Here is a 17,306-nt window from a genome sequence, read left to right as displayed (position 1 = left end):
GCCGACGGCTTGTAGAGCGTCGGCGTTTTTTATGCCTGGAATTTGGAGTGCAATCGACACGTGGGAGGGGGCTTGCTCCCGATAGGGGTGTGTCAGTCAAAGATGTACTGACTGAACCACCGCTATCGGGAGCAAACCCCCTCCCACACTTGATCTTCATCTCACTTTGGATTGTTCGTGGTTTTAGAGAGCTCGGCTGTTAATCGCCCTGCGCAACGCCACCAACCACTTCACCAGCTCCTGCGGATCAATCGGTTTCGCTTTGTTCATGGTTCATTCCCTCGAAAAACAGACCCCCCAACCATAGCTGCCACCTGTCCAACCCGCGAATCCGGGGGTTATCTTTTTGGGTGATATCAATATGCTATTTAGGTATTTAAATTTTGCTTTTTATACCTTTAGAGTTCGCGCTACCCGGCGTTACCCACGCCGGAACGGACTGCGCTCGCGGCATTACCCATGCGGCGATATGGACTCAAGATGACCTTCGATTTCGCATTTATCCTCAGCACCCTGCCGGCGTTTCTAAAAGCCGTTGGGGTGACACTGCAAGTAGGCTTGATCGCCATTGCCACCTCGCTGCTGGTGGCGCTGATCAACGCCGCGCTGCTGGTGTTTCGCACGCCCTACCTGTCGCGCCTAGTAGCGCTGTACGTGGAGCTGGCGCGTAACACGCCGCTGCTGATCCAGCTGTTCTTCGTGTACTTCGCCTTGCCGGCCCTGGGGTTCAATATCTCCGGGTTCTGGGCGGCGATCATCACCATGACCTTCCTCGGCGGTGCCTACCTCACCGAAGTGCTGCGCGCCGGTGTGGAAGCGGTGCCGCTGGCGCAGATCGAGTCGGGCAAGTCCATCGGCCTGTCTCACTGGCAACTGCTGCGCCACGTGATCCTGCCTCAAGCGGGCATCCTCAGCCTGCCGGCGTTGTTCGCCAACTTCATCTTCTTGCTCAAGGAGACCACCGTGGTCTCTGCCGTGGCGGTGCCGGAGATTCTCTACACCACCAAGAGCTACATCGCCCTCTACTACAAGACCTACGAAATGCTCGCCGTGCTGACGCTGATTTGCGTGCTGTTGTTCTTGCCGCTATCGCTGCTGCTCAGCCGCCTGGAAAGGAGGCTCCAGCATGGCCAGTTCGGGTCTTGAGTTATTGTGGGTGTCGTTGCCGCAATTGGGTAAGGGCGCTGCGCAAACCCTGTCGATTTCGTTTTTGAGCATCGCCTTCAGTACGGTCGGCGGCGTGTTGTATGGCGTGCTGCGCACCTTGAACAACACGCTGATCAACGCGGTGCTGCGGGTATACCTGGAGCTGTTCCGGGCGATTCCGGTGCTGGTGTGGTTGTACCTGCTGTTCTTTGGCCTGCCGATCTTCTTTGGCCTGAGCATCCCGAGCTTCTGGTGCGCGGTGCTGGTGCTGTCGTTGTGGGGCGCCAGCGAAGTGGGCGAGGTGGTACGCGGCGCGTTGCATTCGCTGCCCCGTGGCCAGCGCGAAGCCGGCCTGTCGATTGGCTTGTCCGACCCGCAGTTATACGGCTACGTGTTGCTGCCCCAGGCCCTCAAACGCATGACGCCACCGACCATCAACGTCTACACGCGCATCATCAAGACCAGCTCCCTGGCGGTGCTGATCGGCGTGGTGGATGTGATCAAGGTGGGCCAGCAAATCATCGAGCGCACCTATGAGTCGGTTCTGATCTACGGCGTGCTGTTCCTGTTTTTCTTCTTTATCTGCTACCCGTTGTCGGCCGCCTCCAAGGTGCTGGAACGGCGCTGGGCCCAAGCATGAGCGCATTGATCGAGTTCCAGGGTTTCAACAAATTCTTCGGCGACCAGCAGGTGCTCAAGGGCATCGACCTGAGTGTGCAAAGCGGCGAAGTGGTGGTGATCCTCGGCCCCAGCGGCTGCGGCAAAAGCACCATGCTGCGTTGCCTTAACGGGTTGGAAGTGGCCCACAGCGGCAGCCTGCGGTTTGCCGGCAAGGAGTTGCTGGAAAAAAATACCGACTGGCGCCAGGTACGCCAGGACATCGGCATGGTGTTCCAGAGCTACCACCTGTTCCCGCACATGAGTGTGCTCGACAACATCCTGCTCGGCCCGCTCAAAGTACAAAAACGCGACCCCCGCGAGGCCCGCGAGCAGGCCGAGAAACTGCTGGAACGCGTGGGCCTGGCTGACAAACGCGATGCCTTCCCGCGCCAGCTTTCCGGCGGCCAGCAGCAACGCATCGCCATCGTCCGTTCGCTGTGCATGAACCCTCAAGTCATGCTGTTCGACGAAGTCACCGCCGCCCTCGACCCCGAGATGGTCAAGGAAGTGCTGGAGGTGATCCAGGGCCTGGCCCGCGATGGCATGACCCTGCTCATCGTCACCCATGAAATGGCCTTCGCCCGCGCCGTCGCCGACCGCGTGGTGTTTATGGAGGCCGGTCGCATCCTCGAACACAACACCCCCGAAGAATTCTTTACGAACCCGCAAACCGCACGCGCGCAGCAGTTCCTGGAGAAGTTCTCCTTTGTGTCAACACTGCCCAAGAAAACCAAGGAACTGGAGTTGCTATGAAAAAGTTACTGCTGCCACTGTTGGCCGTCGCCTTACTGGCCGGCTGCGATAAGAAGGCCGAAGAGCCCGCCAAACCTGCTGCTGCCGTGAGCTACCTCGACAAGATCAAGGCGCGCGACAAGCTGATCGTTGGTGTCTTCACTGACAAACCACCGTTTGGTTTCGTGGATGAAGCTGGTCGCTACGTCGGCTTCGATACCGACATTGGCCGTCGATTCGCCAAAGACCTGTTGGGCGATGAAAACAAAGTCGAATTCGTCGCCGTCGAGCCGGCGAGCCGCATTCCGTTCCTGCAAAGCGATAAGGTCGACCTGATCCTCGCCAACATGACCGTGACCCCTGAACGTAAGGACGCCGTGGATTTCACCAACCCCAACCTGAAAGTCGCGGTACAGGCCCTGGTACCGAACGACAGCTCGGTCAAAAGCTTGGACGATCTGGCCACCCGCACCACTATCGTCACTACCGGTACCACTGCTGACATCTGGCTGACCAAGAACCACCCGGACTGGAAACTGCTCAAGTTCGAGAAAAACTCCGAGTCGCTGCAAGCCTTGTCGGCTGGCCGTGGCGATGCCTATGCCCAGGACAACCTGGTGCTGTTCAGCTGGGCCAAGCAGAACCCAGGCTACCGCGTGCTGGAAGAGAAACTCGGCGACGAAGCGCCCATCGCGCCTGCCGTGAAGAAGGGCAACGTCGAACTGCGTGACTGGGTGAATGCCGAGTTGGCGAAGTTGGGTGAGGAGAAATTCCTGCTCAAGCTGTATGACCAATATGTGCGCAAAGAACTGAGCGATGACACCAAGCCTGAAAGTGTGATTGTTGAAGGCGGGAAGTGGCAGGGCTAGTTCTGCGCTGACTGTTATGCCGCTATTGGGAGCATGGGTATCTACACAACTTTCAAACCCTGACAAATCTCCCTGTGGCGAGCGGGACAAGCCGCTCGCCACAACAGCCCTATCTGCCTGACGTTCAGCGTTGAGCCAACGTTGTTTAGATACCTATGCCCCGATGAGGCCGGTGACCCCCCCTCAATACGCCTTCCCCATGCAGATAAGGAACCCTGATCTAAGCTCACAGTCGCATACACACTGGCACATCGCATCGCGCACAAGGAGTCTGCATGGGCGGTCGTATTTCCATCTGTATCGTCGGTTTGGGTTTAGTGGTGTTGCTGAGCGCTTGCGGCCAGGAAAAGGCTGAACCCAAGCAGCATTCCCGAGTATTTGTGCAAACCGTGCAGCCCGCGGATTTCGCCGCGGCAGTCACGCTGACCGGGGATATCCAGGCGCGTGTGCAAACCGACTTGTCCTTCCGCGTCGGCGGAAAAATCATCCAGCGCATGGTGGATGTGGGCGACCGCGTGAGCGCCCGACAAGTGCTGGCCAAGCTCGATCCCAAGGATTTGCAAACCAACGTCGATTCCGCTCAGGCCCAGGTCGTGGCGGAACAGGCGCGGGTCAAACAGACTGCCGCTGCCTTTGTGCGCCAGGAAAAACTCCTGCCCAAGGGCTACACCAGCCGCAGCGAATACGATTCTGCCCAGGCCGCGCTGCGCAGCAGCCAAAGTGCCCTGGCCGCCGCGCAGGCCCAGTTGGCCAACGCCCGTGAACAACTCGGCTATACCGCGCTGATTGCGGATGCGCCGGGAGTGATCACCGCACGCCAAGCTGAAGTCGGCCAGGTGGTGCAAGCCACCGTGCCGATTTTCAGCCTGGCCACCGATGGCGAGCGCGACGCGGTGTTCAACGTCTATGAATCCCTGTTGGTGGAGCCGCCACCTGACGCGCCGATCACCGTCAGCCTGTTGGATAACCCCAGCATCAAGGCCCAGGGCAAAGTCCGTGAAGTCACGCCGGCCGTTGCGGCCAACACCGGCACGGTGCAGGTGAAGATTGCGCTGCAATCTCTGCCTAAAGGCATGCAGCTCGGTTCGGTGGTCAGCGCCACCGCCAATGGTCCGGCCAAGCCCAGCGTCGAGCTGCCGTGGTCGGCATTGACCAAAGACTTGAGCGAACCCGCCGTGTGGCTGGTCGACGGCGACGGCAAGGCGCAGTTGCATAAAGTCACGGTGGCGCGGTACCTCACCGGTAAGGTCATCATCAGTGACGGCCTTAAAGGCGGCGAAAAAGTCGTCGTGGCCGGTGGGCAATTGCTGCATCCCGGCATGTTGGTCGAGATTGCCCAGCAGGGAGCCAAGCCATGAAGCGCCTGACGCTCATACTCACCACCAGCCTGTTGCTGATGGCCTGCTCCAAGGAAGAACCCGCGCCCGAGCCGGTGCGCCCAGTTCTGTCCATGGAAGTGAAGGCCGAAGACCAGGAAACCCTCGGCCGCTTCGCCGGCACCATCCAGGCGCGCTACGAAAGCAACCTGGGGTTCCGTGTGTCGGGGCGTATCGCCCGCCGCGCCGTGGATGTGGGGGCTGAAGTGCAGAAGGGGGCCTTGCTCGCTGTCCTTGACCCCACCGACCAGCAAAACCAGTTGCGCGCCGCCCAAGGCGACCTCGCTCGCGTCCAGGCGCAATTCATCAACGCCCAGGCCAACGCTCGCCGCCAGCAGGAATTGTTCAACCGTGGCGTCGGCGCCCAGGCGCAGTTGGATATCGCCCAGACCGATCTGAAAACCACTCAGGCCTCTCTCCACCAGGCCCAAGCGTCAGTCAACCAAGCCAAGGACCAGCTCAACTACGCCGAGCTGCGCACCGACCACGCCGGTATTATCACCGCCTGGAACGCTGAGGCTGGCCAAGTGGTCAGCGCCGGTCAGCAAGTGGTGACCCTGGCGCGCCCGGACATCAAGGAGGCGGTGATCGACCTGCCCGCAGGTCTCGCCGAGCGGCTGCCCCCGGACGTGGTGTTCCTCGTCGCCGGGCAACTCGACCCCAGCGTCAACACCACTGCCACCGTGCGCGAGATCGAACCCCAGGCCCAAAGCGCCACGCGCACCCGTCGCGCGCGCCTGACCCTGGCCGAAACACCGCCCGCGTTCCGCCTTGGCACGGCGATCAGCGTGACCTTGAGTTCGGCCATCGCTCCACGCATTGAGTTGCCCCTGAGCGCCTTGCAGGATGTCGACGGCAAGACCCGCATCTGGATCCTCGACACCCAAAGCCAGACCGTGCAACCGCGCGACATCACAGTGCTTAGCCGTGATGCTGATAGCGCCTTGCTCAACGGTGGGGTCAAACCCGGCGAACGTATCGTCACCGCCGGCGTAAACAGCCTGAAGCCTGGGCAAAAAGTTAAAATCGACGAGGACAGCCCGCGATGAAAGGGAGCTTCAACTTATCCGACTGGGCCCTCAAGCATCAGTCCTTCGTCTGGTACCTGATGTTCGTCGCGCTGCTGATGGGCGTGTTCTCGTACATGAACCTGGGCCGCGAGGAAGACCCCTCGTTCACCATCAAGACCATGGTGATCCAGACCCGCTGGCCGGGCGCGACCCAGGAAGAAACCCTCAAGCAGGTCACCGACCGCATCGAGAAAAAACTCGAAGAGCTCGACTCCCTCGACTACGTGAAAAGCTACACGCGACCGGGTGAATCCACGGTGTTCGTGTTCCTCAAGGACACCACCAGCGCCAAGGCCATCCCGGAGATCTGGTACCAGGTCCGCAAGAAGATCGACGACATTCGCGGTAGCTTCCCCCAGGGCTTGCAGGGGCCGTCATTCAACGACGAATTCGGTGATGTGTTCGGCTCGGTCTACGCCTTTACCGGCGACGGCCTGTCGATGCGCCAGTTGCGCGACTACGTGGAGCAGGTGCGCGCCGAGATTCGTTCGGTGCCGGGGTTGGGCAAGGTCGAGATGATCGGCCAGCAGGACGAAGTGATTTACCTGAATTTCTCCACGCGCAAATTGGCTGCGTTGGGCGTTGACCAGCGCCAGGTGGTGCAGAGCCTGCAATCGCAGAACGCGGTGACCCCGGCCGGGGTGATCGAGGCCGGCCCTGAGCGGATTTCAGTGCGCACATCCGGGCAGTTTGCTTCGGAGAAAGACCTGGCCGATGTCAATTTGCGCCTCAATGACCGCTTCTATCGCCTGGCGGACATCGCCGAGATTACCCGTGGCTACGTCGACCCGGCGCGGCCGATGTTCCGCTTCAACGGCAAGCCGGCGATTGGTTTGGCCATCGCCATGCAGAAGGGCGGCAACATCCAGTCGTTCGGCAAGGCGCTGCACACGCGCATGGACGAACTGACCGCCGACCTGCCGGTGGGCGTCGGTGTGCATAAGGTCTCCGACCAGGCCGAGGTGGTGGAAGAGGCCGTCGGCGGCTTTACCAGCGCGCTGTTCGAAGCGGTGATCATCGTGTTGGTGGTGAGCTTTATCAGCCTCGGCATGCGCGCCGGGCTGGTGGTGGCGTGCTCGATTCCATTGGTGCTGGCGCTGGTGTTCGTGTTCATGGAATACAGCGGCATCACCATGCAGCGCGTGTCGCTCGGTGCGTTGATCATCGCCCTCGGCCTGTTGGTGGACGACGCGATGATCACCGTGGAGATGATGATCACGCGCCTGGAAAAAGGCGAAACCAAGGAGCAGGCCGCCACCTACGCCTACACCTCCACGGCATTCCCGATGCTTACCGGTACCTTGGTGACCGTCGCCGGTTTCGTGCCGATTGGCCTCAACGCCAGTTCGGCGGGGGAGTACACCTTTACCCTGTTCGCGGTGATTGCCGTAGCGATGCTGGTGTCGTGGGTGGTGGCGGTGCTGTTTGCGCCGGTGATTGGCGTGCACATCCTCAGTGCCAAGGTGAAACCCCACAGCGCCGAGCCGGGGCGCATCGGCCGTGCGTTCAATGGCGGCATGCTGTGGGCCATGCGCAACCGTTGGTGGGCCATCGGCATCACCGTGGGCCTGTTCGTGGCGTCGGTGTTCTCCATGCAGTTCGTGCAGAACCAGTTCTTCCCGTCGTCGGACCGACCGGAAATCCTCGTTGACCTCAACCTGCCGCAAAACGCCTCGATCAACGAGACGCGCAAGGCTGTTGATCGCCTCGAAGCGATCATCAAGGACGACCCGGACATTACGCGCTGGAGCACCTATATCGGCCAGGGCGCGATCCGTTTCTACCTGCCCCTCGATCAGCAATTGGAAAACCCGTATTACGCGCAGTTGGTGATCGTCAGCAAAGGCCTGGAAGAACGCGGTGAGCTGATCGCGCGCCTGCAAAAACGCCTGCGTGAAGACTTCGTCGGTATCGGCAGCTTTGTGCAGCCATTGGAAATGGGCCCGCCGGTGGGCCGCCCGATCCAGTATCGCGTCTCCGGCAAAGACACCGACCAAGTGCGCAAGCACGCCATCGAACTGGCGACCCTGCTGGATAAAAACACCCACCTGGGCGAGATCATCTACGACTGGAACGAGCCGGGCAAAGTGCTGCGCATCGACATTGCCCAGGACAAGGCGCGCCAGCTCGGGCTGTCATCCGAAGACGTGGCGCAGTTGATGAACAGCGTGGTCAGCGGCGCCTCGGTGACTCAGGTGCACGACGATATCTACCTGATCAACGTGGTCGGCCGCGCCGAGGACGCCGAGCGCGGTACCCCGGAAACCTTGCAGAACCTGCAAATTGTCACGCCCAACGGCACCTCGATCCCGCTGCTGGCGTTCGCCACTGTGCGCTATGAACTGGAGCAGCCGCTGGTGTGGCGTCGCGACCGCAAGCCGACCATCACCATCAAGGCCTCGGTGCGTGACGAGATGCAGCCGACCGACTTTGTCAAGCAGCTCAAGCCGGAGATCGACAAATTCAGCGACGGCCTGCCGGTGGGCTATAAGGTCGCCACGGGCGGTACCGTGGAAGAAAGCGGCAAGGCCCAAGGCCCGATTGCCAGCGTGGTGCCGTTGATGCTGTTCCTGATGGCGACGTTCCTGATGATCCAACTGCACAGCGTGCAGAAGATGTTCCTGGTGGCCAGTGTCGCGCCGTTGGGGCTGATCGGCGTGGTGCTGGCGTTGATCCCCACGGGCACGCCCATGGGCTTTGTTGCGATCCTCGGTATCCTGGCGCTGATCGGCATCATCATCCGCAACTCGGTGATCCTGGTGACGCAGATCCACGAATATGAAGTGGCCGGCTACACGCCGTGGGACGCGGTGGTGGAAGCCACCGAGCATCGGCGTCGTCCGATCCTGCTCACGGCGGCAGCGGCCAGTCTGGGCATGATCCCCATCGCCCGGGAAGTGTTCTGGGGGCCGATGGCTTACGCGATGATTGGCGGCATCATCATCGCCACCTTGCTGACGCTGTTGTTCCTGCCGGCGCTGTATGTGGCCTGGTACAAGATCCGCGAACCCCAACAGGAAGAACACGGTTAAAAATGTGGGAGGGGGGCTTGCCCCCGATGGCGGTGGGTCAGTCAAAGATGCTCCAACTGATCCACTGCTATCGGGGGCAAGCCCCCTCCCACATTTGAAGTGCGTTGCCTCTAAGGTCTGCGCCAGACACTGGCTAGCCAAGGCTGCTGCTCACGCGGCAACCCCGCCGGCCGGTAGTAATGCTCCAGCTCCACAAACCCAGCGGTGGTGAGCAGCGTTTGCCACGCCTCCAGGTCGTGATAAGCCCCATAGCGCGGCCCATTCCAGCCTTCCTGGTTCTCACCCCGCGGGTTGGAGCTGAACAGCACACCCCCAGGCTTCAGCGCCCCATGCAGTTGCTTGAGCACACGTGGCAGTTCCTGCTTGGGGATATGAAACAGCACCGCATTGGCAAAGATTCCGTCGAAGCGTTCAGCGGGTAAGTCCAGCTTGAGGAAATCCTGCTGCAACACCTCGCAGCCGCTGTCTTCGCGCGCCATCTGCGCAAAGCGCTCCGAGCCGTCCAGGCCGACGGCGATATGGCCCATTCGCGTAAACGTCTGCAAATCCCGTCCCGGCCCGCAACCGAAATCCAGCACGGTGAACGGCGCAGCACCTTGGAGATGCCGCAGCAGTGCGTCGATATTCTGGCTTACATCGTGATCGCGAGTGCCTTCACGGAAGTCCTCGGCCACTGTGTTGTAGTGGCCGAGGGTGGTGGACGTGATCTGGTTGAGATCGTCGGGCTTGAGGGTCATGACGGTGAATACCGGGCGCTGAGAGGGCCCGACTATACCTCACCTCTTGTTCAGCACCCGCGCCAGGCGATCGCCGCTCAGTTGAATCACCGCCACCAGCACCACCAGCAGCACAATCACGGTCAGCATGATCTGCGTGTCAAAACGCTGATAGCCGTAGCGGTACGCAATGTCGCCCAAGCCGCCGGCACCAATCGCGCCGGCCATGGCGGACGAGTTGATCATGGTCACCAGCGTAATCGTAAATCCGCCGACAATTCCCGGCAGCGCTTCGGGCAACAGCACATGCCAGATGATGTGCCAACGACGGCAGCCCATGGCCTGTGCGGCTTCGATCAGCCCGTGGTCGACCTCGCGCAAACTCACTTCGGCGATCCGCGCGAAGAACGGTGTCGCGGCGATGGTCAGCGGTACAACCGCCGCCCACACACCGTAGGTGGTGCCAACGATCAGCCGGGTGAACGGGATCAAGGCCACCATCAAAATCAAAAAAGGAATCGAGCGGAACAGATTGACGAAGGCCCCCAGCACCCGGTTCAGCGCCGGCGCCTGGTAGATGCCGCCCTTGTCGCTGGTCACCAGAAACACCGCCAGTGGAATCCCCACCAGCAATGCAATAAGCGACGACACGCCGACCATCAACAAGGTGTCGATGGCGCCCTGTACTAAACGATCAAACCACATAGCCCAGCACCTCCGCCTGTTGTGCCCAATTCGCGGCGCGGTTGCGCAGTTCTTCGGCGCTGTGGGGTGAGCCATTCACCGCCAGCAGCAATTGCCCCAAGGCATGGCCCTGGATGCGTTCGACACCGCCTTGCAGCAAGCGCACGCGCCCGCCGAGAGCGCTGAACAGCGCGGCCAGGTCCGGTTCATCGCTGGCACTGCCGGTGAGCTGCAAGCGCAACACCACTGCAGCGTCCGCTGATGACGGCGAGTGCTGCAACCGGCTTTGCAGTTCTTCCGGCAGCCCATGTTGCAGCGGCGCCAGCAGGGTCTTGCTGACCTCGTGCTGCGGGTTGCCAAACACTTGCCACACCGGGCCTTGCTCGACGATGCGCCCGTGTTCCAGCACCACCACGCGGTCGCAGATGTCGCGGATCACCGCCATCTCATGGGTGATCAAGACGATGGTCAGGCCCAGGCGCCGGTTGATCTCGCGCAACAGGCCGAGGATCGATTGGGTGGTCTCCGGGTCCAGCGCCGAGGTGGCTTCGTCGCACAGTAGGATCTGCGGGTCGTGCACCAGCGAACGGGCGATGCCCACGCGCTGTTTCTGCCCACCGGAAAGCTGCGCCGGGTAGGCCTTGTGCTTGTCCTGCAAACCCACTAATTCCAGCAGCTCACGCACCTTTTGCTCACGCTGGAGCTTGGGCACGCCGGCGACTTTCAGCGGCAATTCGACGTTCTGCCACACGGTCTTGGCCGACATCAGGTTGAAGTGCTGGAAGATCATGCCTATGCGCCGACGCAGCGCCACCAGATGGTCTTCGTCGAAGTCGCCGATGTCCACCTGATCGATCAGCACGCGCCCGCTGCTCGGTTGCTCCAGCCGGTTGATGGTGCGGATCAGCGAGGATTTACCAGCACCGCTGCGGCCAATGATGCCAAACACCTCACCGCGCTGGATCGCCAGGTCGATGCCGTGCAGGGCATGCACCGTGCCGTCGTAGGTCTTGCCCAGGTTGATAAAGCGCACGTGCGCGCGGTTCAGGTCTGGATGCAGTTCAGTCTGCTCGGCGTCCCTGGGCGGTGTGCCCAGGTCGCGCAGTTGAGAGTGGGCGGCGGTCATTTTTTATCTTCCCAACCCACTTGGTAGAGCTTGCCAAGGGATTTATCCAACGCAGCGCGCACCACCGGCGAGTGCTGGTAGATGTCGACGAACTTGATCACACGCGGGTCGGTTTTGCTCTTCGGTTGGATCACGAACTGGATCACGTATTCCGGGTGGTCGAGGCCGTCGAACAGCAGCGCCGATTCCGCGTCGAAAGTCTTGGACAGGCGGATATACGCCGGGTAGCCCTGCACCAGGTCTGCATCGTCATAGGCACGTACCAGCTGCACGGCCTCGACTTGCAGGATTTTGATTTTCTTTGGGTTTGCGACGATGTCTTCTTCGGTGGCCTTGTAGCCCACACCCGGCTTGAGGGTGATCAAGCCGGCCTTGGCCAGCAGTTGCAGGCCGCGACCGCTGTTGATCGGGTCGTTGGCGATGGCCACGCTGGCGCCTTCGGGCAGCTCGTTGAAGCTTTTGTACTTTTTCGAATACAGCCCGACGTTGTTGATGATGCCCGGCGCGTAAGGCACCAGGTCAAAACCGGCGGCGGCCTTGGCGTTTTCCAGGAAGGGGATGTGCTGGAAGTAGTTCACGTCAATATCGCCGGCGGCCAGGCTGACGTTGGGCGCGATCCAGTCGGTAAACTCCACCAGCTCGACTTTCAAGCCTTGCTTGCCGGCTTCGGCGACTGCGGCTTCCAGGGGAATCGCGAAGGCCGCGGTGGTGCCGATTTTCAACGGTGCATCGGCGGCGAACACCGCCGAGCTGAACAACCCGAAGGCCAGGGCCAGTGCTTTGACTGGGTTATTGAGGAATGTCTTTTTCATAGTGGATTTCCAGTCATAAGGTATTAGGACAAACAATGCAGATCCAATGTGGGAGGGGGCTTGCTCCCGATAGCGGAGTGTCAGCAAACCAATCCGGTGACTGATACACCGCTATCGGGAGCAAGCCCCCTCCCACATTTTTGTTCAGTGGCGGTAGGTCGAGCCGGTGTGTTGTTCAGGTAGGCGAGCACTGCCGTGGAAGACTTTTTCCCGTAGCGTGCCGCTCTCATATTCGGTCTTGTACGACCCACGCTTCTGCAGCACCGGCACCACCAGGTCGATAAAGTCCACATAGCTTTCCGGCGTCACAATCCGCGTCAGGTTGAAGCCATCCAACCCGGTTTCGCTGATCCACGATTCCAGCTCGTCAGCGACTTGTTCGGGCGAGCCGACCAAGGTGATATAGCGTCCGCCGAGGGCGTGCTGCTCCAGCAATTTGCGCCGGGTCCAGTCGTTGTTTTGCAGGTTCTTGGTGGCCGACTGGATTGCGTTGCTCTTCACGTACTGGATCGGTTCGTCGATTTCGTACTGGGAAAAATCAATCGCGGTGGACGCCGAGAAGTGCGCCACGCCGGCCTCCGCGCTGGCATAGCTCAGGTACTCGGCATGCTTGGCCCAGGCCTGCTCTTCGGTGGCGCCGACGATTACGTTGAGGCCCATGAACACCTTGATGTCATCCGGATTCCGCCCGGCCTCGACTGCACTGGCGCGCACCTTGTCCACCTGGACCTTGGTCGACGCTTTGTTCTGCCCGCTGATAAACACGCACTCGGCATGGCGTCCGGCGAACAGCAAGCCACGGTCCGAGCTGCCGGCCTGGAACAGCACCGGCGTACGTTGCGGCGACGGTTCACACAGGTGATAACCCTCCACCTGATAAAACTCGCCATGGTGCTCGACCTTGTGCACCTTGCCCGGCTGCGCGTAGACCCGCGCTTGCGGATCGTTGAGCACCGCGTCGTCTTCCCAACTGCCTTCCCAAAGTTTGTACAGCACCTCCAGGTACTCATCGGCCTGGTCGTAGCGCCGGTCATGCTCGACCTGCTCGCTAAGGCCCATGGCTTTGGCGGCGCTGTCGAGGTAGCCGGTGACGATGTTCCAGCCCACCCGGCCACGGCTCAGGTGATCAAGCGTGGACATGCGTCGGGCGAACAGATACGGCGGCTCATACGTGAGGTTGGCGGTCAGGCCGAAGCCTAGATTCCTGGTGACCGCAGCCATGGCCGAGACCAGCAGCAACGGGTCGTTGACCGGCAGTTGGATCGACTCCTTGAGCGGCACGTCGATGGAGTTTTGATAGACGTCGTACACGCCGACGATATCGGCGATAAACAAGCCATCGAACAGCCCACGCTCCAGGGTTTGCGCCAACTCAGTCCAGTACTCGATGGTCTTGTACTGGGTGGACGTATCTCGTGGGTGGGTCCACAGGCCGTGGTTGATGTGCCCGATGCAGTTCATGTTGAAGGCATTGAGCAGGATCTTTTTCTTCGCCATCAAATGGTCCCCCGCAGTGGCGGGTTTTCAGCATTGAGGTAGTAATTGCCTACCGCGTGGTACTTCCAGCGCACCGGGTCGTGCAGGGTGTGCACCCGTGCGTTGCGCCAGTGGCGGTCGAGGCCGTGCTCGGCCAGGGTCGCCTGGCTGCCGGCGAGTTCGAATAAGGTGCTGCCGGCGGCCAGGGAGATTTCGGTGCTCAAGGCGCGTACTTCGGCCACGGCAATCGAGGCAGCCGCAACGGTCTCGGCATTGCTGTCGGCCTGGGCGCGGTCGAGGAATTCACCTGAGCGTTCCAGCAATGCCTCTGCGGCGTGCAGACGGATGCTCAAGTGGCCGAAGCTCTTCAGGGTCAACGGGTCTTCAGTGGCCTTGTCGTTGCCGGAGTCGATCCATGGGCGAGTCTTGGTGCGCACAAAGTGCAGCGCATCCTCAAAGGCGGCGCGGGCGATGCCGGTGTCGATGGCAGCATGAAGAATCTGCGCGAGCGGGCCGACGGTAGTCGGGCGTTCAAAGGCGCTTTGGAAAGGGACCACGTCGTGGGCAGCGACCCAGACGTTATCGAACACCACCGAGCCGCTGCCGGTGGTGCGCTGGCCAAAGCCGCTCCAGTCGTCAATCACGCTCAGGCCTTCGCTGTCGCGCGGTACAAACGCCAACTGCTGCACGCCGTGCTCATCCACCACTGAGGTCGGGATGCGTTGCGCGTAGATCGCACCGGTTGAGTAGAACTTGCGGCCCGTGATGCGAAAGCCGTCGCCGTCGCGGGTGATGCTCGTGACGCGATCGTGAGCGGTCTTGGTGCCCAGTTCTGCAAGGGCATTGCCGAAGCGCTGGCCGGCGAGTACTTCGGCGTACAGGCGTTGTTGCTGCGCCGGGCTGCCGTTCACGCGCAGCACTTCCAGGGCATAGAAATGGTTTTGCGGAATCTGGCCCAGGGAGGCGTCGGCCTGGGCGATCAAGGCGATGACCTTCGCCAGGGTGACGTTGGACACGCCTGCACCGCCGTATGCCTTCGGCACGCTGATGCCCCACAGGCCGGAGCGGGAAAACACGTCCAACTCGGGCAGCGGCAGGCGGCGTTCGCGGTCGCGCTGGGCGCTGTCGCGGCGGAAGTCTTCGGCCAGGTCGCTGGCGACAACAAGGGCTTGTTCATCGCTGGTGATAACCGCGACGTGATGAGAAAGGGTCATGCGTATTTCTCCAGAGGTCTGGTCGGTTAAATCCAGGAGTGGCGAGCAGGCAGGGTGCCGTTCAAGCGATAGGTGCCCACTGCGTGGTACTTCCAGCGCACGGGGTCGTGCAGCGTGTGTACGCGCGCGTTGCGCCAATGCCGGTCGAGGTTGAACTCAGCGAGGGTGGCGCGACTGCCGGCCAGTTCAAAGAGCTTCTCGCTGACCAGCAACGACACTTCAGTGGTCAACACTTTGGCCTCGGCCACGGCGATTGAGGCGCGTGCAGCGGACTGCGCGGTAATCGGCGCGGCACTGACCTGATCCAGCACTTGGCCGGCCTTGCGCAAGAGCGCTTCGGCGGCGTGCAGCTCGATTTTCAGCTTGCCGATATCGGCGATTACATACAGGTCATCGCTGGCGCGTTCGACCTTGGCGTCGATCCAGGGCCGTGAGCGCTCGCGAACAAAGCTGATGGTGTCATCCAGAGCACCACGGGCGATGCCGGCGTCGATCGCGGCCTGGATCAATTGCGAGACGGCGCCCTGGATGTTCGGGCTGTCGCCGATGCGCCAGTTGTCGACCACCAGGTCGGCGTCGACCGGCACCTGGTCGAGCAGCACCGTACCGCTGGCGGTGGTGCGTTGGCCGAAGCCTGACCAGTCATCGACGATGCGCAGTCCTTCGGTGCCACGGCGCACGAACGCCATGACCTGCTTGCCGTCATCGTTCAGCGCCTTGATCGCTACCCAGTGGGCAAACAGCGCACCGGTGGAGTAGAACTTCTGGCCGCTGATCACGTAACCGTCGCCCTTGGCGGTGATGCGCGCCTTGAGCTCCAGGGTGTTTTTGGTGCCGCGTTCCGGGCCGCCATTGCCGATGCGCCAGCCGTCGAGCACGCTCTGGAACAACTGTTTTTTCTGGCGCTCGGTGGCAGCGCCCTGCAACAGGTGCAGGATGCCGAAATGGTTCTGCGGGATCTGCCCGAGGGCCGGGTCTGCCGCGCTGATGATTGCGAACACGTCGGCCAGCGTCACGAATGACACTTGCGGGCCGCCGTACTCGCGGGGAATGGAAATACTGCCCAGCCCGCTGCGGGTGAACTGTTCAATCTGTGCCCATGGCAGCTTGCGTTGCTGATCGCGCGTGGCGGCTTGCAGGCGCGCGGCCTCGGCCAGCTCATGGGCGGCGTTCAGCGCCTCGGCGTCGTTGCGCAGCACGGCGGCCGGCAACAGCAGCGGTGCTACGTCCAGATCACGTTGGGGGGGTGTTAGAGCCAAGTTAGACATCAGCGCCGCTCCTTGGCTGCACGTAATGCCCTGGCGTTGTGCACCGGGGTAATTCTGACCATACCGACCTCGCATTCAATGAAATGAAAACAGAAAAATCAAAGATGTCCGGTGGTCCGGTGCATATACCCTAAGCTTGTTAAATATTTAAATAAACTAACTTTTGGGAATATGCATAGAAGGGCGATCAACCGGGTTCACAGGGTGAGCCCAGAGGCCGTGGTTGATAGACCGGCGCGGTGCCCGTCGGACGGGTGATCGCGCTGGCGGCAATACGTAGCGTCCGGGCTGGCGCCCAGCGCGAATTGTTGCCGACCCGGTCCAGAATGCAGTAAGTCACCTCCAACCGGCTGTCGTCGCCGGCCTCGACTATCAACGTCGGCGGCACCCAAACCTGCACCGCCTGGCCGACGGCCTTGGCCTGTATCTTCGGCAGGTCCATGCGTGCGTCGCCCCAACGCAGGGTGATGGCATCGCCGGTGGTCATGTTCAGGTAGGGCTCGATGGTCAGCGGAATCCCCCGCCGCACCTGGCTGGCATTCACGCCGTAGCGGCGAATGGTGTCCGGCAGACCCACCGGGGCAAGGTTCTGGTTTTCACCGCTGTAGAGGGCGCAGGGCAGGCCTCCGGGGGAGTTGGTTTTCACACGCAGGTGCGTCATGGCCGAACGTGCCGGGGCGCGGCCGACCTGCATGATTTGGTAATGAACCTGAGCGACACCCTCCTGCACAAAACTTTCCGGAACACGCAGTCGGGTAGGCATGCCGACTTCGCAGGCAGTCACCCGCCGTGAGGCCGCAAAACAGTTGTTCCAGAACAGCTCGATCAGATCGCCGTCATCCATGCCAGGGTAGGGTGCGATATCGACCAGCAGCTGTGCGGCTGCCAGGGCATTGACGCCGTTTCGAAGGGCCTGTGGCAACGTCGGGGCGGTGAGCAGGGCCGGGGTTGCAGTGCACGTCATAAGTAATCTCCTTGATGCAGCCAGCAGCAATCGTTCCGACCCTTTGGCGCAGGTGCGCAGCGGGGCTGAAAGGAACGATTCAGTGAATAGCCGGGATAGGATCCAATCCTCTGGGCCTTAGATAAGAGGGTTGGCCAAGGGGCGTCAATGGCGGCAAAAGG

Annotated in this window: 15 protein-coding genes; 7 read left to right on the top strand and 8 right to left on the bottom strand. The window is 61.3% G+C overall.

The genetic code is table 11. The annotated features are described in order from the left end of the window. Positions 1-480 precede the first annotated feature (480 nt). The 7 genes from ACEN2T_RS16675 to ACEN2T_RS16645 all read left to right on the top strand — a co-directional run bounded on the left by ACEN2T_RS16675 (position 481) and on the right by ACEN2T_RS16645 (position 8,885). Positions 481-1,146, top strand: a complete 666-nt coding sequence (locus tag ACEN2T_RS16675; protein WP_032884903.1) for an amino acid ABC transporter permease — start codon at positions 481-483, stop codon at positions 1,144-1,146. Further along, positions 1,127-1,786, top strand: coding sequence for an amino acid ABC transporter permease (locus tag ACEN2T_RS16670; RefSeq protein WP_032884905.1), 660 nt, complete (start codon positions 1,127-1,129; stop codon positions 1,784-1,786). The genes ACEN2T_RS16675 and ACEN2T_RS16670 overlap by 20 nt, the downstream gene beginning before the upstream one ends. Then, positions 1,783-2,559, top strand: coding sequence for an amino acid ABC transporter ATP-binding protein (locus ACEN2T_RS16665; protein WP_260368036.1), 777 nt, complete (start codon positions 1,783-1,785; stop codon positions 2,557-2,559). The genes ACEN2T_RS16670 and ACEN2T_RS16665 overlap by 4 nt, the downstream gene beginning before the upstream one ends. Next, complete coding sequence (locus tag ACEN2T_RS16660; RefSeq protein ID WP_095186306.1) at positions 2,556-3,407, top strand: transporter substrate-binding domain-containing protein; 852 nt, start codon at positions 2,556-2,558, stop codon at positions 3,405-3,407. Before ACEN2T_RS16665 ends, ACEN2T_RS16660 begins: the two co-directional genes overlap by 4 nt. A gap of 275 nt (positions 3,408-3,682) precedes the next feature. After that, entirely contained in the window at positions 3,683-4,765 is a 1,083-nt protein-coding gene (locus ACEN2T_RS16655) for an efflux RND transporter periplasmic adaptor subunit (RefSeq protein WP_095186305.1), read from the top strand. Then, positions 4,762-5,832: an efflux RND transporter periplasmic adaptor subunit gene (locus ACEN2T_RS16650; RefSeq protein WP_032884909.1), complete on the top strand. Its 1,071-nt coding sequence runs from the start codon at positions 4,762-4,764 to the stop codon at positions 5,830-5,832. Before ACEN2T_RS16655 ends, ACEN2T_RS16650 begins: the two co-directional genes overlap by 4 nt. After that, on the top strand, positions 5,829-8,885 hold the full coding sequence (locus ACEN2T_RS16645; protein WP_442117023.1) for an efflux RND transporter permease subunit: 3,057 nt from the start codon (positions 5,829-5,831) through the stop codon (positions 8,883-8,885). Before ACEN2T_RS16650 ends, ACEN2T_RS16645 begins: the two co-directional genes overlap by 4 nt. A gap of 110 nt (positions 8,886-8,995) precedes the next feature. Here ACEN2T_RS16645 and ACEN2T_RS16640 read toward each other — a convergent pair whose 3' ends face one another. From ACEN2T_RS16640 to ACEN2T_RS16605, 8 genes are all read right to left on the bottom strand, one after another. Further along, positions 8,996-9,622: a class I SAM-dependent methyltransferase gene (locus tag ACEN2T_RS16640; protein WP_095186302.1), complete on the bottom strand. Its 627-nt coding sequence runs from the start codon at positions 9,620-9,622 to the stop codon at positions 8,996-8,998. 39 nt (positions 9,623-9,661) lie between these two features. Continuing rightward, positions 9,662-10,306, bottom strand: coding sequence for a methionine ABC transporter permease (locus ACEN2T_RS16635; protein ID WP_003187635.1), 645 nt, complete (start codon positions 10,304-10,306; stop codon positions 9,662-9,664). Then, a complete protein-coding gene (locus tag ACEN2T_RS16630; RefSeq protein ID WP_032884913.1) occupies positions 10,296-11,411 on the bottom strand; it encodes a methionine ABC transporter ATP-binding protein in 1,116 nt (371 codons plus the stop codon). Before ACEN2T_RS16630 ends, ACEN2T_RS16635 begins: the two co-directional genes overlap by 11 nt. After that, entirely contained in the window at positions 11,408-12,223 is an 816-nt protein-coding gene (locus ACEN2T_RS16625) for a MetQ/NlpA family ABC transporter substrate-binding protein (RefSeq protein WP_032884914.1), read from the bottom strand. The genes ACEN2T_RS16630 and ACEN2T_RS16625 overlap by 4 nt, the downstream gene beginning before the upstream one ends. 144 nt (positions 12,224-12,367) lie before the next feature. After that, the gene (locus tag ACEN2T_RS16620) at positions 12,368-13,720 is read right to left on the bottom strand and encodes an LLM class flavin-dependent oxidoreductase (protein WP_442117022.1); all 1,353 of its coding nucleotides are present in this window, start codon (positions 13,718-13,720) and stop codon (positions 12,368-12,370) included. Continuing rightward, a complete protein-coding gene (locus ACEN2T_RS16615; RefSeq protein WP_032884916.1) occupies positions 13,720-14,913 on the bottom strand; it encodes an SfnB family sulfur acquisition oxidoreductase in 1,194 nt (397 codons plus the stop codon). Before ACEN2T_RS16615 ends, ACEN2T_RS16620 begins: the two co-directional genes overlap by 1 nt. Positions 14,914-14,939: 26 nt before the next feature. After that, positions 14,940-16,181 carry an SfnB family sulfur acquisition oxidoreductase gene (locus ACEN2T_RS16610; protein ID WP_181640205.1) on the bottom strand — a complete coding sequence of 414 codons (1,242 nt, stop codon included), beginning with the start codon at positions 16,179-16,181 and terminating at the stop codon, positions 14,940-14,942. Positions 16,182-16,368: 187 nt separating this feature from the next. Next, entirely contained in the window at positions 16,369-17,145 is a 777-nt protein-coding gene (locus tag ACEN2T_RS16605) for a hypothetical protein (RefSeq protein ID WP_442117021.1), read from the bottom strand. Positions 17,146-17,306: the final 161 nt, after the last annotated feature.

The sequence above is a fragment of the Pseudomonas sp. W22_MBD1_FP4 genome (assembly GCF_052113765.1).
GTDB lineage: Bacteria > Pseudomonadota > Gammaproteobacteria > Pseudomonadales > Pseudomonadaceae > Aquipseudomonas > Aquipseudomonas sivasensis.
The sequence above is the reverse complement of the archived record's forward strand: the minus strand, read 5'-3'. Positions and strand labels throughout refer to the sequence as shown.